Origin of the sequence: Desulfobacter vibrioformis DSM 8776 (assembly GCF_000745975.1) — a bacterium.
GTDB classification, from domain to species: domain Bacteria; phylum Desulfobacterota; class Desulfobacteria; order Desulfobacterales; family Desulfobacteraceae; genus Desulfobacter; species Desulfobacter vibrioformis.
In genome coordinates this window covers 143,041-165,536 of record NZ_JQKJ01000002.1, presented here as the reverse complement: position 1 = coordinate 165,536, position 22,496 = coordinate 143,041, and the positions used below count along the sequence as shown (strand labels likewise).

Genomic DNA, 22,496 nt, shown 5'->3' with positions numbered 1-22,496 from the left:
TAAACTCCATAACTATTTTAATTTTTAATTAGTTGTGCCAAATCATTCACTATATTATCTAAGCCGATTTCTGTTTGTTCCTTGGTAGCCATGTTACGCAGCACAAGTCTTTTCTGGACAAGTTCATTGTCCCCGACAATGAGAACAAAAGCGGCATTCAGCTTGTTTGCCCGCTTCATTAATGCTTTCATACTTTTTCCACGGAAATCCGAATCTGTTCTTATGCCCATGGTATTAAGCCTGCAGGACCATTCAAATGCATATTCCTGGGCATCTGACCCCAGGCTGGCAATAAAAAGGTCTGGGCCAGTTTCACACGCCTGGTTGCCAAGCTGTTCCATGACTTCCACCAGGCGGTCAAACCCGATGGCAAACCCGATGGCCGGTGTCGGGGGGCCGCCAAGCTCCTCCACCAGACGGTCGTACCGGCCGCCGCCGGCAACGGCGGACTGGGCACCAAGTGTTGTGGTCTGAATCTCCCATGCCGTACGGGTATAATAGTCAAGCCCCCGGACCAGGGTGTCATCGACCATGAAATCCACGCCCAGTTTTTCAAGGCTGTTTTTCACGGTTTCAAAATGGGTCCGGCAGTCCGGGCACAGGTGATCCACTGTGGCAGGCGACCCTTCAAGGGCTTGTCGGCATGTTTGTACTTTGCAGTCCAGTATCCGCAGCGGATTTTTAACCAGCCTGCGTTTGCAGTTCTCGCAAAGACTGGCTTTTCGTTCGCCTAAAAAATCCAGCAGGGCGTTTTGAAAATCAGGGCGGCATGCAGGGCAGCCAAGGCTGTTGATATGGGCGGAAAGGCCTTCAAGTCCAAGGCGGTGCAGCAATGTGTGCAAAAGGAAAATCAGTTCACTGTCAATATAAGGCGAGTCTACTCCGAATACCTCTGCATCAATCTGGTAGAACTGGCGGTAGCGCCCCTTTTGCGGCCGCTCCCTGCGGAACATGGGCCCTGTCAGGTAAAACTTGCGCACCGGATCGGCAGCATACATTTTATGCTGGATATAGGCCCTGCAGATGGATGCGGTGGCCTCGGGCCGCAATGTGAGCATGTCCCCGTTCCTGTCTTCAAAGGTATACATTTCCTTTTCAACAATATCGGTTGTTTCCCCGATACTCCGGGCAAACAGCGCTGTCTTTTCCACAATGGGGATGCGGATCTCCCTGTATCCAAAGGATTCAAACAGTGCTGCTGCTTCTTGTTCCACCTTTTGCCACAGAGCAATCTGCTCCGGTAAAATATCTCTGAACCCGCGTATGGTCTGCATGTTTTTTATATCTTTAATCTATGTTGTTCATTTCCAAAAAAATACACAGCCGATCTATATAGTTTAAAATCAGTGTCTTAGTCAACATATAATAAAAGGGCTGAACATTTGCACTCAAAGCGAATGTGGCGACAGTACTGCAGAGGATTTCCCGGGGCCTGAACGTCACCGTTTACGACAACCAGAATCCACTGTCAAAAAAAATAAAAATTTTTCGTTGCGCTTGGTGACTTGAGTCGCTATAGTACCCCAAGATATCGAAACGCTACCACCAACGGGGGTGCAACCCAATATGTCACAAGGCATGTTACCATTCAAGTCCGAAGAAGAAAAAACACTAAGCCGTCCTATCTCCGTGGCAGATCTGACTGGATCTCTTGATTTTGCCAAAGTTATTGCCATAGGCAACGCCATTGCACCAATAGCGTTGGTATAACGATGCCAAACGAAGCGATAACAAACTAACAATGCCAAACGATAGTTTTTAAGAACTAACAAATCATGTATTTTAGATAAGGTTAAAACCCCATGGCTGCCACATGTTCGCTTTTTTATGGAAGCAGATTAAAATCCGGCGGTGAATTTGACTATACTATCCTATTGACAAAACGGAAGTTCCTATCCTATATAAACTTGAGCTTGATGAGAGATCTTTAAAACGACCGTTTAAATTTAGGAAATCCCAAACAGAAAGGAGGGCTCGGTGTGGGAAAAAGTTTAGGGGGGGAGCTTTAAACCTTCTTGTGAGGAGGAGCAACTGACGGCCCTTAAAGCAATATCCGAACGGATGAAATTGCATCAAGGTTAAGTTGGATGCTAACAAATAATCGGCATTTTGTTTTCCTAAGAAACAAGATGTCCAGATTGAAGTCTGTTGGTAATATCGAATGAATTGAGACGTTTTATTTAATTAAATTCACACAATTATCAGGGAGGAAAAATGCAACTAACTGGATTAAAATACGGAAAGCAATTGATGGACACGGTTGATTTCCCCGTAGCAGAGACCCTGACAGAAAATGCTACCAAAGAACAGATTGAAGCGTTGATAAAAAAAGGCGGCAAAGTCGTTGTAAAACCGTCTTTCATGGGCAGTGCCGGTAAAAAAGGAAAAGCTGGGCTGGTAAAAATCGTCGACAACTATGCAGACGCCAACCAGGCCAGAAAAGACCTTTGCTTTGCCGAATATAAGCAGGGAAATACGACACATAAAGCAAACGGCTGCACATTTGAAGAATTTGTTGCCTCAGATGCAGAGCTTTATGTAAGTATTACCACCTCTACAGTCACCAGAACACCGACCATGCTGTTGATTGTTGAAGGTGGTGTTGAAGTTGAAGAACTGCCGCCCGAGAAAAAAGCGATTATTCCGTTTAATCCCAATGAAGGGCTCAGAGGGTATCATATAAATGACGCACTGATCCAACTGGGATGCCCCAAAGCTTACATCAGCCCGCTGGTACAGCAGCTTCCCAAACTGTGGGATCTGTACAACAATTATGGTCTGACCATGATTGAGCTCAACCCCATCCGTATGAAAAAAGGCAAACGCCCCCTTCCGGTTGCCTGCGACGTTAAAGCCGCTTTTGACCAGGACGATCCCGCACATACCCGCATCAAATTCCCGAAAGAAGTATTCGCTACCGAATTGACTGATTTCGAAACTGAAATCAACCAGCTGAGAACCTATCAGGGACAAAGCGACGTTGTGGAACTCAACCCCAACGGAACCATCCTTCCTTTCATGTTCGGTGGTGGTGCCAACAGTGCTGCCACTGAGGTTCTGGGCGACAAAGCAATGTTTTCATCCGACTTTGGTGGAAACCCGCCCTATGCAAAGATGAAAGAGATTGCAAGCATCTGCTACAGACACTTTCTGAAGAATGCCAACATTGTTCAGATTATTGGTGGTAAAGCCAACAATACCGATATTTTTGTTACCATCAAAGCAATGCTCGATGCCTTGAGAGAAAACATTGCATTGAATCCTAATGTTCACGTTGTAATTGGTCGTGGTGGACCAAACGTCGTGCAGGGAATGATTTATGCCCGTGACCTTCTTGACAGTATGAAAATACCATACAAAATGTTCGGTTTCGACAGTAGTATGATTGGTGTATTGAATTACACCATGGAACTGGACAACTGGATTCAAGCAAATAAAAAATAATTAATTGCTGAGTCATGAACAAAGGTCAAAGGTAATCTGACGATTTAATTATAAATCAAAAGCAGTTTAGCAAATTAACCAGAAAATAAATCATTTTATTGGAGACGCTATGAGCCAAAGTAATCCCTTCCCCTACTACGTGGGAGTAAATAATCTACAAGAAATAGCAAATAAAGAAACCCGCTGCGTAGTGATGAACCTTCTGGGTGGTGAAAGTAAAGGCGTAACCCCCACATCACACGAATTTTCCGGCGGTAACATTGTTGCAGGTGTTCAATACGGAAAATCCGGTGGAAAACTGGAAACCAAAATCGGTGATATCCCTGCATACGGCAGTATTAAGGAGATTGTTGATGCCGGCATCAAATTTGATACGGGTGTTATCTATCTTCCCCCCACAGCGGTTGCTGCTGCTGCAGCCGAACTGATTGCCCATAACCCCGATCTGACCAAAATCGTTATCCTGACCGAAAAAGTCGGTGTAAAAGATGCTGCGTTCATCCGCGCCATCGCACAGGAACATAAAATTGACGTATTTGGCGGAAACTGCCTGGGTATCGGCAACTCCTGGGACCAGGTTCGTGTTGGTGGCGCCCTGGGCGGAAACAACCCGGGTGAATCTCTTGTAAAAGGTAGTGTTGCTGTTTTCAGTAACTCCGGTAACTTCAGTACCACCATTCCTGAATACCTGAAAACTGCCGGTTTCGGTACATCCACCGTACTGAGCTCCGGTAAGGATCTTTATATCCATTTTGCCTTCCCCGAATTCCTCTATTGTGCAGAAAATGATCCGCGCACCAAAGCGATTTTCTGCTACATTGAGCCCGGCGGATATTATGAAAAATCGGCTCTTGACTGGGTTGCCGACGGCACCATCAAACTGACCAAACCCATCGTAGCCTGCGTAACCGGTCGCTGGAAAGCAAACCTGAGCCGCGCGGTTGGTCATGCCGGCGCCATTGCCGGTGGCGGTGACGATGCCCTTGCCAAAGAGAAATGGTTTGATGAGTATTTTGGCGTTGATATGTTTGATCCTGCCAACCCCAAAGCTTCCAAAAAGGGTGTCAGAATTGAATCCATCCAGGATGCTCCCACAGCGATGGCCGCCGTTTACAAAGAAATCGGTGAAGGTACCGATTTTGAACCCTTTGGCGACCTGAGCCTGAAACCCTGGTTTGTAAATGAACAGGGTCTTGATTTCCCTGAAAAACTGCACATGGAAGCCGTTGAAGCCATGGCACCCTACAATGATGCCATCAAAAAACTTGGTAATCAGGTAGGTGCCCAGCTGACTAGAGAATCCATGCGCAACAAGTCCGGCGCAAGCCGCATGAATCCGAAAACCGATGTTACCGAAGTACATGGTGTACCGGTTCTTGATCTCGTTGTAAAGAATTTCGCCCTTTCCAACTTTTTTGCTGTATCTTCTGTACAACCCGATGAGAAATATCTGCCGCTGGCCAATGCGATAATGAACTATTTCACAGCCCTGGGTACGCAGTACATGGATATTTCCGCCCGCGCCCGTGCAAATGGCGCCCTGCCGAATGCTTATCTTGGCGCTGCGGTTTTAACATCCGGTAACTGCAAACTGTATCAAGACATGACAGAGATGACCAAAAAAATGATTGATCTCTTCTATGTCGATATCTATGGCGATGCTTCTGTCAACGATGCGCTTGTTGCTGAAAAAGTGTCACAGAAGATTATGCCCCAGGGTGAAACCACGGCTAAAGAAGCGGAAGTTGCTGCATTCTTCGGTGAACTGCTGGCCAAAGAAGGTTTGGAAACGATCTTCACCAAATATGCCCAGAAATATGCCGAAGCAAACAGTGATGTAAACAAACTCAGCCTGCTTCTGGCTGCCATGAGCTTAAGCGTTATCTGGACTCCTCTGGTTGACAGGCAGATGACCGTTGAAACTGCTCATGAAGTTGCTACATATCTGGCATGCAACGGCGTTCTTGTCGGTTGCTGCGCACCCCAGTATGAGATTAACGATTTCTACAAATCCTTGACGGAATTGAGTGATCTGTCCGTGCTGACTACTGACTTTGCAACAACCTGCTTTAAACTGCTGTTCAACCGTGAACCGGCCGCCAGAGAGCAATTTGCCATCAACGGCCTGCTCAACCTGCTGATGTCCAACGGCCCGGGTACCATCAGTGCCAAGGGTGCCAAGGAATCCGTCAGTGGCGGTAACTTTATCGCTACATGCTACTCAGGCTGGATGAACAACACCGGTCGTGACCATGGCGGCAACGGTTTTGAAGCCATCAAGTTCCTCAAAGACGCCTTTGGCGACTTTGATCCGTACCTGGAACCCGATGACGCCAAACGCGATGCCACAATGAAAGAACTGGCCCAGGCTACGGCACAAAAATACCTGGATACCAAAACTACGGCTAAACGCGAAGGTATCATGAACTACTTCAAGGTACCGTGCGTAAACCATCCTGTATTCAAGGGAAAACCTGTCAACTACGATCCGCGTGAAGTTTTCATGGACAAACTGTTCACTGAAAGAAACGAGATCAACCACTTCCAGGTATTCTATCATCACCTGGTTAAAGCGATGTTTGAAGTTGGCGCCACCAAGAACGTATTCTGCGTTAATATTGACGGCGTCATCGCAACCATCTCCCTTGACCTGCTCTGGAAAGATGTAAACAGCGGAAAAATTGATGCCAAGGCAATGCAGGATATCGCATTTATCATGTTCCTGCTTGGCCGTATGGTGGGTTGCTCTGCTGAAATTGCTGACCACAAATCTCGTGGTATGATCATGGATTGCCGGACTCCTGCAAGCCAGGTTGAATTTGTTGGTTAAGATTCAATTGTTTCTAGCGGAAAGTTAATACTCTTTTAACTTTCTTGAGATATACAAAAAAACTGGGTTAAGTTCCAACGAACTTGCTCAGTTTTTTTGTTTTCATTACCCGGAATCTTTTCCCGGTTCTTCCTATGTTCGCCCATGATGAAGATACAGATAATTTGAGTAGAATATCACGCATGGTTCTGGTATCAATATTCAGATGAATTTTATAAAAATTATTAAATCTTTTCGCATGAAACCGTGAATAAATCACTGTAGAACCATTTGTATGGTTGTATAAGTGGAAAGGAACTATTCTGTGAAAGGTTACGTTCAGGTTTACACCGGCAATGGTAAGGGAAAAACAACCGCAAGCCTTGGGCTTGCAATCAGAGCGGCCGGTGCCGGGCTTGGGGTTTTCATTGTTCAGTTTATGAAACAGGGTGAGTATTCCGAAATAAAAGCACTTAAAAAATTTGAAAATATTTTTATAGAACAATATGGCGCAGGGCAATTTGTCAAGGGAAAACCTTCTGACGCTGAAAGAGCCGGATGCAGGCGGGGATATGAACAATTATGCCGTATTCTTGAAGCGGGAAAACATGATCTTGTTATTGCCGAGGAGGCAAATGCAGCTTATTTGTGCGGTTTGCTTTCTGAGGAAGACCTTTTATATCTTATTCATATAAAACCTGAACATGTTGAACTTGTTATTACCGGGCGTGGCGCTCCTGCGTCGGTTATTGAAAAAGCAGATCTTGTAACAGAAATGACGGCAATAAAGCACTATTATCAGCAAGGTGTTGTGGCCAGGGTGGGTATTGAGAAGTGAAATAAACAAGGTGAATGTGAAACAGACCAGCAATATCCCGACTTTGGCAGATCTTGCACTAAAGTACGGAACTATTTCCCATGATCAGCATACGCATCTGTTAAAACGTTTCTCTTTTGAAAAAGAGCAGACTGATATTGAGGATCTGCTGCTTGATGAAGGCATGGCAACGCCGTATCAGCTTGAGTTGCTTAAACTGATCCAGGAATATTATATTGTTCGCAAAAGTGGCAAAGAGTTTGGTAAAATTGCCATTGAAAAAGGCCTTGCCACCATGGCCGATATTCATCAGGCCCTGGAATTACAAAAAAAGGAATTTAAAAAGTCACGACATAATAAACGTATCGGAGATATTCTTGTTGAAGCCCGGATAATAACATCAAAACAAAAAGATCTAATTCTCAAAGAGCAGACTCTGTTTAATAAGCTGGATCATAACTATAAAGAAAGCAGAATATCAAAAAATGAAGAAAAGGGCAGGGGGCGGGAAGATGAACAACAATCTGAAATAACCGTATTGGTCAGTTCAGATCATATGACTGCCTGGATAGAAAGAACCAATCCTGATCAAATTGCGGTCACATTGAATCAGGTTAAAGATGCAATCATGAAATATGGCATTGTTAACGGTATTTATCCGGATTCTTTTATTCAGTGTTTTCTTGATGTCCGTGTTAAGAAATTTCCAGTTGCCTGGGTGGATTGTTCTTCTTTTTTGAAGGGGCAAAGCAGTTTTTCTTCATACATTCGGAATGATACCGGAAAGCCAATAGAGAAGAAAAAAGGTGATGTTCTCACAGAACAGACAGATGCGGCCATAGAGATTCAAGTTGCCAACCTGTATGGTGAAAATATAAATGCTGTGGCAGGAAATGATTTTTTTGTTCGTTGTGGCGTAAATACCAGATGGTCAAGGGATAGATTGAGAATCCTTGCCACGAAATCCGGAATACCCGCCCTTTCAGCCGATCGAAAAGTGTTTATTCATCCTGTGGTTCATCTCCTGGAAGATGCGGATTATCGTTACGGGCCTATTGAGCCCTATGCCAATCTATCTGTATCAGGGGTGATTACCGGTGCCTTTCCAATAACAGCAGGCACGGTGCGCGCCGATGAAATTCGAGGTGCCAATATAGATGCCATTGGGGATATCCATGCCAGGGTGGGTATTACGGATGCTGTTATCCGTGCCCAGGGAGATGTCCATGCCCGGTATGTGCATAACAGCAGGATAGAGACGTTTGGCAATGTGTATATTCAAAATGAAATCATTGACTCACAGATCCGGTGCAGCCGAAAATTTGAAAGTCCGAAATGCAGGGTGATTTCATCAAAAATTTATGCCAAGGGCGGAGTTATCCTTTCAGGAGTCGGGAGTGAACGATCAGCACCAAGCACTATTGTTGCAGGAAGTGAACACCATGCTGTTGGCCTTGTGCAAACTATTCTGGATATGATGAATTCTATTCTTGTCAAATTAGAGGAACTCAAAGACGAAGAGGGTTACCAGCAGTCGCAGGCAGAAAAAAATTTTAAGAAAATGATCGAACTTAAAACTTTTCATGATCAGGCCATGAAAAAAAAAGATGTGCTGTTATCTGAACTTAATAAAAAAAAGGAAACCCTAAATGAAAAAACGCTGGTAAACATCCAAAAGCTAATTTCAATCTATGATCAAAGAATGAACAGTTCTCTGGCCACATTGAAAACAATGAATGCTTCCAAAAAAGAGCATGATGAATGTATTGCGGAACTGAAAAAAAAGATTTCCATCTTTGCTGCCCAGGCGGAAAAAGATATTCTTTCACATGAAAAAACACTTTTTGCATATCTGGAAAAATCAAAGGAAATCATCGGCATCCCAATTATTGAGATTGGCGGAAAAGCATATGCCGGGACCAATCTGGGTGGTGTTTACCACGTATTTACTCTTACGAATGAAAAAACAGATTTCAAGGTTGAAGAGTTGTGTCGTCAGGGAAAGCCACCTGAATTACAATTTAAGTAGGTGGATAAAAATAATTCATGTTTTACCTTGCTTTACAATAACTAATTGTTTTTATTATGATTTGCATAGTAAGGATCTCGTATGGAACGTACGGGAATAAGATTTGTTTCCTCCAATTGATATGAACGTATCGTCCGCACTGGTCGAACTTTTTTCAGGATACATGTATGCGTTTGTATTTTAATAAATGTTTTTATTGACAGCCAAATCGCAGATGAAATATTTATGTACATTATATGTAATTTTAATCAATGGAGATATTAAGATGTCAAAAGAAAATGTTCTGGCTTTTTTAGATAAAGGTGCCGAGGACCGTAAGTTTCGTGTTAAATACGATAACTGTTTTTCTATGGAAAAATTTGCCGCTATGGCCGGAGAAGATGGATTTGAGTTCACTGTCAAAGAGTTACAAGAAGTACTGAGGGCTAATGGGGACTCTTTTGATTCATATGGCAACCCGCCAAAGAAGGGAATTTGGGTGTAAGCGTGAGCGGTGCTGTTTAGCGGCAGCACCGGTTTTAAATTTCCCTTGATTGTTTTTTTCTGATTCCAGCGCGGGAAACCCGCAACCCAATTGCCCCGCCTCATTTTCTTGTTTTTTTTGACAGAAACTGAGGCGTAAGGCACTCATCCACACTCAATGCCATAAACTTAAGCATGGAGATTTTATTTTACCACGAAGAACACGAAGTTCACGAAGATATTAGCGTACTAAACTTCGTGTTTTTAATCTGAAAAGTTTCTTAACTTTATGGCATTGATTTGTCTATGGTTTTTATATTATTTCTTTCAAGTAGTTAAACAAATATTCGCTTTGGGGATGTATTTTCAGTTTGCAGTAGTGGAGACCATGTTGTGGTCGGTCTTTGCCCCCCTTATCGCAGATCGGATCATCGCATATCCTGGGCCGAGCTTGACTTCCCTACGCGGGGATGACATAAGACCTACTTTTGCATAATTATCATTGGTGATTTGAACGTGGTATGAGCGAAGTGTCTATGACTGGCCATTTTTGTAAAGGGCAGCGATGGGTGTCCGAAACTGAACCTGAACTAGGGTTGGGAATTCTTTTTTCTTTTGATCCAAGAACCATGACGCTGTTTTTCCCCGGTGCGGACTGCTCCAGAAAATACAGCAGGGCGGCAGCTCCCGTCAGAAGGATGCGGTTTCAGCCAGGAGACCGGATCCGCGGAGAAAACGGGACACAGATGACCGTGGAAAAAGTGGAGGAAACCGCCGGAATTCTGGTTTATTTTCAAGGGGAAAAACGGCTTTTCGAGTATGAACTGTCATCGGTTTTAGCCGTGGACATGCCATTTTCCAAGCTCCTCTCCGGACTTTCCGGAACATCTGGGAAGTTTGATCTAAGATATCGTATCAGATCAGCCCAAGGCGCGTATCAGAAATCACCGGCCAGGGGATTTTTAGGCGGCCAGGTGAATTTGATTCCCCATCAGTTCTATATTGCCGAAGAGGTGTCTGGCCGGTATTTACCACGGGTACTGCTCTGTGATGAAACAGGGCTTGGTAAGACGATTGAGGCCGGTCTGATTCTCCACCGTCTTCTGGTTACGTCTCAGATTTCACGGGTGCTGATTATCGTTCCTGATGCCTTGGTAAATCAGTGGTTTATTGAATTGTACCGGAAATTCAGCCTAATCTTTCGAATTTTTGATGAAGCCTATTTAGAAGGGGCTGCTGCGGCTGAGCCGGACTTAAATCCTTTTCTTCTGGATCAGCAGGCGATCTGTTCGGTTTCCTTTATCAACACCTCGGACCATGTGAAAAAGGCGTTGATTCGCGCTGGGTGGGATATGGTGGTCATGGATGAAGCCCACCACATGGCAGATGATTCATCCCTGTATCAATTTATGACGGGTTTGGACGCTGAAACCCAGGGGCTGATGCTTCTCACGGCAACTCCGGAGCAGATGGGGCTTGAAACCCATTTCGCTCAGTTAACGCTTTTAGATCCGTGCCGTTATCATGACTTCCCAGCTTTTGTGCAGGAGTTGGAAGGGTATAAAGCAGTGGCACAAAAAGTCAGAGAAAAATTAGACCGGGGTGAGTCAGCAGCGTCGCTGCTGGACGCCTTTGGACCCGGCAGGGTAATTTTCAGAAACCGACGCCGGACCATCAAAGGCTTTCCTGAAAGACAGGTGCGACTGATTCCTCTTGACGGAACGTGTTCTTTAGAAGACGATCCCAGCGGTGATCCAAAGGTCGCCTGTCTTGCTCAACTATACCGGACTTTAAAGCCTGAAAAAATTTTGGTGATTTGCCGTTCAAGCCAGACAGCAAAGGCGGTGATCCAGGGACTTCAAGCACATGTCCGTGTGGATGCGGCCCGGTTCGACGAAAGCATGGATCTGCTTGCCAGGGACCGTCAGGCCGCCTGGTTTGCCGATCCTGAAGGGGCAAGCCTGCTGGTCTGTTCTGAAATCGGCAGCGAAGGAAGAAATTTTCAGTTTGTCCGTCATCTGTTTCTTTATGATCTTCCCGTAAATCCCGAACTTTTAGAGCAGCGCATTGGCCGGGTGGACCGCATTGGTCAAACAGAGAAGATTGTCATCCATGTGCCGTATCTCTGCAATACCTCCCATGAAATTTTGGCGCTGTGGTATGATCAGGGAATTGGTCTCTTTAAAGAGAACGTCAACGGTCTGCACGCCATATTCACCCGGTTTAAATCCCGTGTGGTTCAATTGATGAAACAGGCAGATGGCGAGTTGTCTGGCGCGTCAGATTCTGAAATTCGACAGGAGATGACGCGTTTAATCCGTGATACCGCAGCCTTTGTAAAGCAGCTTACCCGGACCCTGGACCAGGGCCGTCATATTCTTCTTGAGTTGAATTCGTTTAAACCGGAACCTGCCAATGCCTTGATTCAGATGATTCAACAGACGGAAAAATCCAAAGACCTTCAGAATTTAATGGAAGATCTGCTGGATGTTTACGGAATTGAAACCGATCAGATCACCGAGGTTTCCGGCAACCTGGTGGTCTCTTTTACAGCGGATCGCATGACCGATGAAAATTTCCCTGCACTGAGCGGTGGTGGGAAATTTGTCACCTTTGACAGGGCCACGGCCATTGCCCGTGACGATCTTGATTTTTTAACCTGGGATCATCCCTTTGTCCGTCAGGTCATGGAGTATTTTATTACCCAGGGAGAGGGGCAGTCATCCGTGGCCAGACTTTCCGGGACAGGCGGGCAGGGCCTGGTTCTGGAAACGCTTTTCCTTCTGGACCTTCCTGATGGGGACGGATCTTTGGCCCACAGGTTCCTTCCATCGCTGCCCATCCGCGTTATGGTTGATCATTATGGAAGACCGCTGACTTCCGGAGATCTGCCTCCCAACTGGGAATCGTCTCTTGTTTCAGATGATCCGGACTGGTTTCTGGATTTACCGCATCTGGTTCGGGACATACTTCCGGACATGCTGGATAAAAGTCAGAACCTGGCCCGAAAAATAGCACAGACGCAACGTCTTGACGGCGCAGCTGAAATGGAAAAAGTGCTGACCCGGGAGAGGGATCGCCTGGTCACCCTTTCAAAAATTAACCCTGCAATTTCGGTTAAAGAAGTTGAGACCGTGATCAAAAAGCAGGCGCATTTTAGAACCCTGATCCTGAATGCGAGGCTCCGGCTGGATGGGGTGAGGCTCATCCGGGTTTTTGAGTAGTCCACAGCTGACATGACAATGTAATCTCTTGGGCTAAAAATGTCAGCCGGATTGGAACTGTCTTATTTTCGGTGATTTTTTCAAGGATTGACAATGTGTGTATTTTAAATATTATGGTATGTAATTGTCTCTTAGATAATACCCATCTATGAAAAGCCTTTTTGCCCAATTTCTGCGTTGGATAAAAACTTAACTTTGATTTTTTAACCCCTTTTTTTGTCCGGGAGAAACGAATATGAAACCGGTTGTGGCCCTTGTGGGCCGCCCCAATGTTGGAAAATCCACGCTGTTTAACAGAATTACAAAGTCCCGCCAGGCCCTGGTGGATGATCTGCCCGGTGTGACCCGGGACCGGCAGTATGCCGATGCGCAGTGGGAAGATAAAGCCTTTACCCTGGTCGATACCGGCGGTTTTTTAAGTGCGGATGATGATTTTTTTGCATCCCAGATCAAGGAACAGCTGTTGCGGGCCGTGGAACAGGCTGATGTCCTGGTGTTTATCCTGGATGGCCGTACCGGACTTTCCCCCTATGACCGGGATCTTGCAGACCTTTTACGTCGTACCGAAAAGCCTGTCTTTTATCTGGTGAATAAGGTTGAAAGTCTGCACCGTCAGGAAGACGAACTTGGGGAGTTTTATACCCTGGGTGTGGACCGGTTTTACAAGGTGTCGGCCGAACACGGCCTGGGGGTGGCGGATTTCCTTTCAGACCTGGTTGCCCTGCTGCCCGATGCCCCGGTTCCAAAGGAATCGGGTGAATCGGGGGAACCAGGACAAGATGATGACACAGGTTCCATCCGCATTGCCATTGTCGGGCGTCCCAACGTGGGTAAATCATCCCTTGCCAACCGGCTTTTCGGAGAACAGCGTGTGGTGGTCAACGAGAAAGCCGGCACGACCCGGGATGCCATTGAACTGTCCGTGAACCGGAATGGCCGGGAATTTATCCTTAAAGATACCGCCGGCATCCGCCGCAAGGGCAAGGTCACGGACAAACTTGAAAAATTTTCCATTCTCAAAGCCTTGGACAGCATGGATGACTGTGATGTGGCCTTGATCCTCATTGACTGTTCCGAAGGCATCACGGACCAGGACATCACCATTGCGGGCTATGCCGAAAAAAGGGGATGCGGGGCCATTTTTCTGCTCAATAAATGGGACCTTGTGGACAAGTCGGAAAAAGGGCAGCAGGCCTTTATTAAAGAGTTGCGCCAGAAGGCAAGGTTTCTGTCCTTTGCACCTGCCATCACCATTTCAGCCAAAACCGGCCAGCGCTGCCAGAATATCTTTGATGAGGTGGAAAAGGTTTATAAGGAATACTGCCACAGAATCAATACAGGCATGGTTAACCGGATTATCGAGGATGCCGTGTACCGGGAGGAACCCTCCCTTCACAAGGGCCGGCGCCTCAAGTTTTTTTACGCATCCCAGGTGGCAGTGAAGCCACCTTGTTTTGTCTGTTTTGTCAACTATCCCGAAGCGGTGCACTTTTCCTACAAACGGTATCTGGTCAACCAGCTGCGCCAGATGATCCCTTTGACGTTGACCCCTGTTAAACTTTATTTCAGGGAAAAAACCGGTAAAATTGAATTTTCCGGCAACACAAAGGAGTTCAGGCGAATCCAGGAGAAGAAAAAGAAGGTCATGACAAAGCGGGATAAGCAGCGCAAAGAACAGAGCCGCAAGAAACGCGAACGGGATCAGAAAAACGCATTGTAATGGATCTTTTTGACCATACCGCCGGGCAGGATATGGCCGGGGCCGCACCGCTGGCCGAACGTATGCGGCCCCGTCGGCTTGAAGATGTTGTGGGCCAGGACCACATCACGGCCAAAGGTACTCTGCTTGAACGCGCAGTGGCCGAAGACCGGGTTTTTTCCATGATCCTGTGGGGACCGCCGGGGTGCGGTAAAACCACCCTGGCCAATGTCATTGCAGCACAGACGAAAAATCAGTGGATCAAGATCTCTGCGGTGCTGTCAGGCGTTAAGGAGGTCCGGCAGATTATTGAGGAGGCAAAGGAGAGAAGACGGCTGCACAACCGGCGGACCCTGCTGTTTGTGGACGAAATCCACCGGTTTAACAAATCCCAGCAGGATGCCTTTCTTTTTCATGTGGAAAACGGATTGATTACCCTTATCGGGGCCACCACGGAAAACCCTTCCTTTGAAGTCAATCCCGCCCTGGTATCCAGATGCCGGGTCTTTACCCTGAACAGCCTGTCCCTGGATGCCATTGTGCAGATTTTGAACCGGGCTTTAACAGATAAAGACAAGGGACTTGGACTTTCATCAGATATATTTTCAAAACAGGCCATTAATCACATCGCCGCCGCATCTGACGGAGATGCAAGGGCTGCCCTGACAAATCTTGAAGCCTGTGCTTTGAACCGTGGGGACGGCAAAATATTGGATGTGGAAGATGTCAGAACCATGGTGGCCCAAAAGCTTTTGCGCCATGACAAGGCCGGGGAAGAACACTTCAATCTGATCTCCGCCTTTATCAAAAGCGTGCGGGGCAGTGATCCGGATGCGGCCATGTACTGGCTTGAGCGGATGCTGGCTGCAGGGGATGACCCCATTTACATATTGAGGCGGATGATCCGCCTTGCCACCGAGGATATCGGCCTTGCCGATCCCGGGGCATTGACCATGACCATGAATGCAGATGCCTCGTTCCGGCGCCTGGGCCGCCCCGAAGGGGATGGCTCTTTATACCAGGCCGCCGTGTACCTGGCCACAGCGCCCAAAAGCAATGCCGTGTATGCAGCCCAGAAACAGGTTCAGGAAGCTGTGAAAAAACACGGGGCCCTGCCCGTGCCCATGCATATCCGCAACGCCCCCACCGGATTGATGAAACAGATGGGCTACGGCAAAGGCTACAAATATGCCCATGATTACAAACACGGGTATGCGTCCCAGTCTTATTTGCCTGAAATTCTTGAAGGCACCCGGTTTTATCACCCCACTGCCAGGGGGTATGAGAAAACGGTAAAGCAGCGCCTTGAGGCGTGGCTGGATCTGAAAAAGAACGCCATGGGCAACTGATGGCGTTTTCCTTGTATTTTACGAATCATTTTGTTATGAAAATTTGACCCAATTATTGAGAATAACCTAATCATTGGCTTGGAAAAAATTAATCCAACCAATTGGAGGCTGCAATGCAAGAAGCGGTAATCGTAAGCGGTGTTAGAACATCTGTGGGGACCTTTGGCGGATCATTGAAAAGTGTGCCGGTCGTAGAACTGGGCACCTATGTCATGAAAGACGTCTTGAAACGTGCCGGGCTCAAACCTGCCCAGGATCCCGGCAATGATGAATTTTCCCCTGCAACCTTGAAAGATCAGGGAATGATAGACATTGAGAATTCAGGATATGATTATGGCGATGACCTGACCGACATCTATGTGGATGAAGTCATCATGGGCAACGTACTCCAGGCCGGCCAGGGACAGAACACCGCCCGCCAGGCCATGATCGGTGCCGGCATCAGCCGCACCACGCCTGCCATGACCGTGAACAAAATCTGCGGGTCCGGTCTTAAAGCCATTGCCTTGGGTGCCCAGGCCATTCTGGCAGGCCAGGCCCAGGTGGTTCTGGCCGGGGGCCAGGAAAGCATGAGCAATGCCCCCATGGCCCTGCTCAAGGCCAGATGGGGCCATCGTATGGAACTTACCGGCCAGGGTCCGGTCCATGACCTGATGGTGTATGATGGTCTTTATGAAATTTTTTACGGCTACCACATGGGGCAGACCGCAGAAAATATTGTTGAAAAATACGGTATTACGCGGCAGGAACAGGACGAACTTGCCCTTTTAAGCCATACCAGGGCCCTTGGCGCGGTTCATGACGGCACCTTTGACCAGGAAATCGTTCCCGTTGTTATTAAAAACCGCAAAGGCGACATTGTGGTGAATAAGGATGAACGGCCCATGGAAACCAGCATGGAAAAACTGGCCAAACTGCGTCCGGCCTTCAGAAAAGACGGCAGCGTAACTGCCGGCAATGCCTCGGGCATCAACGACGGTGCTGCAGCCGTACTCATGATGACCGCACAGCGTGCCAAGGAACTTGGACTTGAGGTGCTGGCAACAGTTAAAGGCTTTGCATCCGGCGGCCTTGATCCTGCGTACATGGGTCTGGGGCCTGTGCCTGCGGTGAAACGGGTGCTTAAACAAACCGGCATGGCATTGTCCGATATTGACATGATCGAACTTAACGAAGCATTTGCAGCCCAGGCCATCGGCTGCATGAGGGAACTGGATATTGATGTGGAAAGACCCAATGAACTGGGGTCCGGCATCTCTTTGGGCCATCCCATCGGCTGCACAGGTGCCCGCCAGATGGTCACCGCCATCCATCAGATGCAAAGAAAAGGGTACAATACCGGCCTGATTTCCATGTGCATCGGTGGCGGCATGGGCATGGCAATGATTGTTGAGAGGTAAACAAGAGACAGGAAACAAGAGACAAGATACAGGAGGGCGAAGCACCTGCGCTGCCCCAACACTATCGAATTTCTGCTATGTTTTCCTTTACTTAAAGCCCTTAAAATGGTAAACAGATAAATTGATATTTATTGGTATAACTGATTGAAATTGAATTGAAAAAAGAGGTGTGAAACCATGGATATTCCACGCAAACTGGGGATACTGATATACACGGCCGTACCTGCCATCGTAGGTGGCGGTATTGTGTATCATTTCTTTGGAAGTTTTACCCAGGTTATTATTTGGGAAATATTGCTGGTGCTGGCTGCCTTGGGATTTATCAGCAGTTAACACCGGGCATTTTCTAAAGTAAAAGCAAGGCCGCATCTGTGCAGAAAAAAAATTTGCATGATGCGGCTTTACCTCGTTATTTAGGGTCGTTATCTTAATAAAACCAGGCAGGTAATATTTGGAGCAGAATATTTTTCAGCGGGCAGTGTTCTTTTTTTTTCTGACTCTGTTTTGTATATCTATCTTCCTTGTGGGAAAAGTGATTGCCCCGTTTTTTGCAAGTCTGCTTCTCGGTATTGTTATTACAGGCATTTTTCGGCCTGTCTTCAGGGGGCTGGACAGGTTCATGCCTGCCCGGATGGCCTCGGTTCTCACCTGCCTGGCCGTTTTTTTCATTGTCTTTATTCCGGTTGTCTATTTCGTGGGCATCCTTTCCAGGGAAGCGCTGGGGCTTTACAACCTGGGAAAGGATGCGATGTTTTCCAATAATCTGATCAATTTTCTGGAAAGCACCCGGGCCCTTGAGCGGATCAACGAATTTTTAACCCGGGCCAATATTCAAATCCAGATCTCCTGGCGTGAGTTGGTGGACCCTTTAACCGAAGTCGGAAAGAATTTAGGTTTTTCCCTGTTCCAGCAGGCCAGGTTCCTGACCTCCAACCTGCTGAACCTGGTGTTTTACTTTTGTCTGATGCTCATTGTGGTGTTCTACATGTTCATGGATGGCGAACGGTTCATGCAGTACATATATGATTTGTCTCCGCTCAAGGACGAGCATAACCGCAAGCTTTTTGAAAAGTTCAACGATATGGCAGGGGCCGTGCTCATTGGCAACGGACTGGGCGGATTGATCCAGGGGGTTGCCGGCGGGTTGCTGTTCTGGGTTCTTGGCCTGAATTCTCCTCTCTTATGGGGCGTGGTCATGGGATTTCTGGCATTTCTGCCCATTGTGGGCATTGGTGTGGTCATGCTTCCTGCGGCCTTGTTTTTTCTTTTGAAAGGCAGTTTGGGTAAATGCATTTTCATTGTTGGATTTTATACGGTTTTATCATGGGGCATTGAGTACATTTTTAAACCCAAGGTGGTGGGAGACCGGGTGGCCATGCATCCGCTCATTGTGTTTTTTGCCATTATTGGCGGTTTGAAAGTATACGGAATTTTAGGTATAATTTACGGGCCGTTGATCGCTACTTTGTTTTTAACCCTTTCCGATATTTATTTTTCCACGTTTCAGTCCATGGTGGAACCGGGCAAAGGGATGCTGGATTCATGGACTGACCAATAATTTCACCAGGGTTTTTTTCTTAACACGCCCTGAAGAAATCTGAAAATTAAGAAGAGATCTGAAAACAAGAAGAGATCTGAATGCGGCTTGATGGGGTTTTTTCATAAGCAATTTAATCGGGAGCAGTTAATTTAGGATGATTCAAAACGAAAGCACCAGTATCGAGAAAGAGATGAGGCAGTCCTATCTCGAGTATGCCATGAGTGTCATTATCGGGCGGGCTCTGCCCGATGTCCGGGACGGGTTGAAACCGGTCCACCGGCGTGTGCTATACGCAATGCAACAGCTTCACAATGACTGGAATAAACCCTATAAGAAATCTGCCCGTATCGTGGGTGATGTTATTGGTAAATACCATCCCCACGGGGATTCTGCCGTGTATGACACCATTGTCCGCATGGCCCAGGACTTCTCCCTGCGTTATACCCTGGTGGATGGCCAGGGCAACTTCGGCTCCGTGGACGGAGACTCTCCGGCTGCCATGCGTTATACGGAAATCCGCATGCGCAAACTCTCCCACCAGATGCTGGCCGATCTTGAAAAAGAGACCGTAGAATTCATCCCCAACTATGATGAAACCCTGGAAGAACCCGCGGTACTCCCCACAAAATTTCCGGCATTGCTGGTCAACGGGTCCTCGGGCATTGCCGTGGGCATGACCACAAATGTTCCGCCCCACAATATCAGTGAGGTGATTGAGGGGTTAAAAGCACTCATAGACAATCCGGACATGGATACCAGGGCATTGATGGCCCATATCCCGGCACCGGATTTTCCCACCTATGGCCATATTTACGGCACCAAGGGGATTTTTGAGGCGTATGACACCGGACGGGGAATTATCACGTTGCGGGCCAAAGTCGAGGTGGAGGAAAACAAGAAAACCGGCCAGGAAACCATTGTGGTCACGGAACTGCCCTACCAGGTGAACAAGGCCAAACTGGTAGAAAAGATTGCCGAACTGGTCCGGGACAAGGTGATTACCGGCGTCTCTTATGTCCGGGATGAATCCGACCGTGATGGCATGCGCATGGCCATTGGGCTTAGACGCGACCAGATGGCTGAAGTGGTGATCAATCAGCTCTACAAGCATACCAATATGCAGACCAGCTTTGGTATCATCTTCCTGGCGGTGGTGAATAACCGGCCTGAGCTGCTCTCCCTTAAGGAAATTCTCAACCATTTTATTTCCCACAGGACTAACGTCATTATCCGGCGTACCCGCTATGATCTGCGCAAGGCAGAAGAGCGGGCCCATATTCTGGAAGGGTTGAAGATTGCCCTGGACAATCTGGATGAAGTGGTGGCCCTGATCCGGGCCTCCCGGTCACCGGAAGAGGCCAGAACCGGTTTGATCAACCGGTTTGAGCTGACTGAGATCCAGGCCCAGGCCATTCTGGACATGCGGTTGCAGCGGCTCACCGGACTGGAGCGGGAAAAGATTGAAACCGAATACCAGGAGCTGCTCAAGGATATTACCTGGTTCAAGGAGATCCTTGGCTCAGAAACCGTGGTCCGGGGGCTGATCAAGGATGAATTGACGGAATTGAATGATGAGTTCGGGGATGCGCGCCGTACCCGTATCGTGGAAAGTACAACTGAGATTTCCATTGAAGATCTTATTGCCGAAGAAGACATGGTGGTCACAGTGACCAGAAGCGGGTACATCAAGCGCAATCCCGTGACCCTTTATGCCAGCCAGCATAGGGGAGGGAAGGGCAAGACCGCCATGGGAACCAAATCCGACGATTTTGTGGAACACCTGTTTGTGGCCTCTACCCACGCCACCTTCCTGTTCATCACCAATTTCGGCAAGGTGTATCAGGCCAAGGTCTATGAATTGCCCATGGCTGGCCGCTCTTCTCTTGGCAAGGCCATTGTGAATCTGCTTAATTTTGATGAGGGCGAAAAACTCGCCACCGTGCTCACCGTGGATGAGTTTACCGAAAATCGGTATGTGGTCATGGCCACCAAAAAAGGCCGGGTGAAAAAGACCGAGCTGATGGCCTATTCTCGCCGCCGGGCAGGGGGGCTTATCGGTGTGAAGCTGGCCGAGGGTGATGAACTCATTGCCGCACGCATTACCGATGGCAACCAGGAAATCTTTTTGGGGTCCGAGGGCGGCAAGGTGATCCGGTTTAATGAAGAAGATGTCCGTGACGTGGGCCGCGGCTCCATGGGCGTGCGAGGCATGCGCATAGAAGAGGGCGCCCGGGTGGTGGGCATGGAAGTGCTGGGTGCCGAGGACACGCTTTTAACGGTTACGGAAAACGGTTATGGCAAGCGCTCTGATATTGAGGAGTACAGAACCCAGGCCCGGGGCGGCAAAGGGGTTTTCTCCATTAAAACGTCCAAGCGTAACGGCAAAATGATGGCCCTTGCCCTGGTGGATGACAATGATGAGTTGATGATGGTTACGGACAAGGGAAAACTGATCCGTACCGATATCTCCGGGATCAAGGTGATCTCCAGAAATACCCAGGGTGTCAAACTCATTAACCTGGCCCAGGGAGAGACGCTTATCGGCATTGCCCGGCTTCCCGAAGAGGATCGTGACCCTGATGATGATAACACCTGTTTTCACCCTGATGGGGAGGATGGCGACATCTTAGATGATCCGGAAACGGATATGGAGCCGGAAGATCTTGATCCGGAAGATCTTGATCCGGATGATCCGATAGATGACCAGATAGATGACCAGATAGATGATTGGGGAGACGACGAATAAGGGTGCCGGACACCGGCAGCGCCTGAGGGCGCGCTTCCTCCGGGCAGGCCTGTCAGGGTTCCAGGACTACGAGGTCCTGGAGCTGCTTTTGGCCCTGAATACCCCGCGAAAGGATACCAAGCAGGCTGCCAAAGATCTTTTAGCAGAATTTAAAACCCTGCCCCGGGTTCTGGAGGCTGATACCCAGGCCCTTTGCCGGGTTAAGGGGGTGGGGCCAGCCAACAGCTTCGGGATTCATCTGATCAAGGCTGTGGCAGACCGGTATCTTGAAACCCGGATACTCAAAATGGATGTGGTCAGTAATCCTGAAAGTCTGATCGCCTATTTAAATCAGACCATTGGTTACAAAAACAAAGAACATTTTTTAGGGATATTTCTGGATGCCAAAAACAGGGTCATGGCATCGGAGGTCCTTTTTACCGGAACCCTTTCAGCCTCGGCTGTATACCCCCGGGAAGTGATTGCACGCAGCCTTGCACACAACGCGGCTTCAGTGGTTTTAGCGCATAATCATCCGTCCGGGGATATTACCCCCTCAGCCCAGGATATCCGTATTACCCGGATTTTGTTTTTTGCCCTGGCATTTGCCGGCATTCATATCCACGACCATCTTGTCACAGGCAGCCAGGGATATTACAGCTTTGCGGCCCAGGGGGTAATGGCGCAGTTTCAAAAGGAGTTTGAACAGATTAAATGAACAGCCAAGACAAGTACCCCGACTGCTTTGGAGACCTTGAAAAAGTGTTTCCCATGGGGTCCAAGGGGTTGCGGGAAACCCCGGAACAATGCTTTTACCACTGTCCTGTGAAAACAAAATGCCTCCGGCAGGCCATGGTCACAAAGAAAGGGATTCAGGTTGAAGAAGAGATCATTGAACGTTCCACAAAAGCCGGGACCATCTCCTTTTTTGAACGCTGGTCCAGGAAAAAACAGGCCCACAGGCGTGGCCTGAAAATGAAGAAATAGTACTAAGCTTA

15 protein-coding genes are annotated in these 22,496 nt (G+C 47.7%); 14 read left to right on the top strand and 1 reads right to left on the bottom strand.

What is annotated here, in order from left to right:
• Positions 1–17: 17 nt before the first annotated feature.
• Positions 18–1,274, bottom strand: a complete 1,257-nt coding sequence (gene hisS, locus Q366_RS02550) for a histidine--tRNA ligase (protein WP_035236009.1) — start codon at positions 1,272–1,274, stop codon at positions 18–20.
• A 940-nt stretch (positions 1,275–2,214) separates the two neighbouring features.
• Here hisS and Q366_RS02545 point away from each other — a divergent pair.
• From Q366_RS02545 to Q366_RS02485, 14 genes are all read left to right on the top strand, one after another.
• Positions 2,215–3,444 (top strand): ATP-grasp domain-containing protein, encoded by a 1,230-nt coding sequence (locus tag Q366_RS02545; protein ID WP_035236007.1) that lies wholly within the window; start codon positions 2,215–2,217, stop codon positions 3,442–3,444.
• 109 nt (positions 3,445–3,553) lie between these two features.
• Positions 3,554–6,274 carry a CoA-binding protein gene (locus tag Q366_RS02540; protein ID WP_035236005.1) on the top strand — a complete coding sequence of 907 codons (2,721 nt, stop codon included), beginning with the start codon at positions 3,554–3,556 and terminating at the stop codon, positions 6,272–6,274.
• 304 nt (positions 6,275–6,578) lie between these two features.
• Positions 6,579–7,091, top strand: coding sequence for a cob(I)yrinic acid a,c-diamide adenosyltransferase (locus Q366_RS02535; protein ID WP_035236003.1), 513 nt, complete (start codon positions 6,579–6,581; stop codon positions 7,089–7,091).
• Between the two features lie 16 nt (positions 7,092–7,107).
• Positions 7,108–9,099, top strand: coding sequence for a FapA family protein (locus Q366_RS02530; RefSeq protein WP_245619845.1), 1,992 nt, complete (start codon positions 7,108–7,110; stop codon positions 9,097–9,099).
• Between the two features lie 265 nt (positions 9,100–9,364).
• The gene (locus Q366_RS02525) at positions 9,365–9,583 is read left to right on the top strand and encodes a Nif11-like leader peptide family natural product precursor (RefSeq protein ID WP_035236289.1); all 219 of its coding nucleotides are present in this window, start codon (positions 9,365–9,367) and stop codon (positions 9,581–9,583) included.
• Positions 9,584–10,082: 499 nt separating this feature from the next.
• A complete protein-coding gene (locus tag Q366_RS02520) occupies positions 10,083–12,785 on the top strand; it encodes an SNF2-related protein (RefSeq protein ID WP_084691676.1) in 2,703 nt (900 codons plus the stop codon).
• A gap of 235 nt (positions 12,786–13,020) precedes the next feature.
• Entirely contained in the window at positions 13,021–14,505 is a 1,485-nt protein-coding gene (gene der / locus Q366_RS02515) for a ribosome biogenesis GTPase Der (protein WP_035235999.1), read from the top strand.
• Complete coding sequence (locus tag Q366_RS02510; protein WP_035235996.1) at positions 14,505–15,833, top strand: replication-associated recombination protein A; 1,329 nt, start codon at positions 14,505–14,507, stop codon at positions 15,831–15,833. The genes der and Q366_RS02510 overlap by 1 nt, the downstream gene beginning before the upstream one ends.
• A 113-nt stretch (positions 15,834–15,946) precedes the next feature.
• The gene (locus tag Q366_RS02505; protein ID WP_035235994.1) at positions 15,947–17,233 is read left to right on the top strand and encodes a thiolase family protein; all 1,287 of its coding nucleotides are present in this window, start codon (positions 15,947–15,949) and stop codon (positions 17,231–17,233) included.
• Between the two features lie 177 nt (positions 17,234–17,410).
• Positions 17,411–17,566 carry a hypothetical protein gene (locus tag Q366_RS21515; protein WP_169742919.1) on the top strand — a complete coding sequence of 52 codons (156 nt, stop codon included), beginning with the start codon at positions 17,411–17,413 and terminating at the stop codon, positions 17,564–17,566.
• Between the two features lie 118 nt (positions 17,567–17,684).
• A complete protein-coding gene (locus tag Q366_RS02500; RefSeq protein ID WP_035235992.1) occupies positions 17,685–18,791 on the top strand; it encodes an AI-2E family transporter in 1,107 nt (368 codons plus the stop codon).
• Positions 18,792–18,927: 136 nt separating this feature from the next.
• Entirely contained in the window at positions 18,928–21,519 is a 2,592-nt protein-coding gene (gyrA, locus tag Q366_RS02495; RefSeq protein WP_035235990.1) for a DNA gyrase subunit A, read from the top strand.
• Positions 21,497–22,216: a RadC family protein gene (gene radC, locus Q366_RS02490; RefSeq protein ID WP_035235988.1), complete on the top strand. Its 720-nt coding sequence runs from the start codon at positions 21,497–21,499 to the stop codon at positions 22,214–22,216. The genes gyrA and radC overlap by 23 nt, the downstream gene beginning before the upstream one ends.
• Complete coding sequence (locus Q366_RS02485; protein WP_035235985.1) at positions 22,213–22,485, top strand: hypothetical protein; 273 nt, start codon at positions 22,213–22,215, stop codon at positions 22,483–22,485. Before radC ends, Q366_RS02485 begins: the two co-directional genes overlap by 4 nt.
• Positions 22,486–22,496 lie beyond the last annotated feature (11 nt).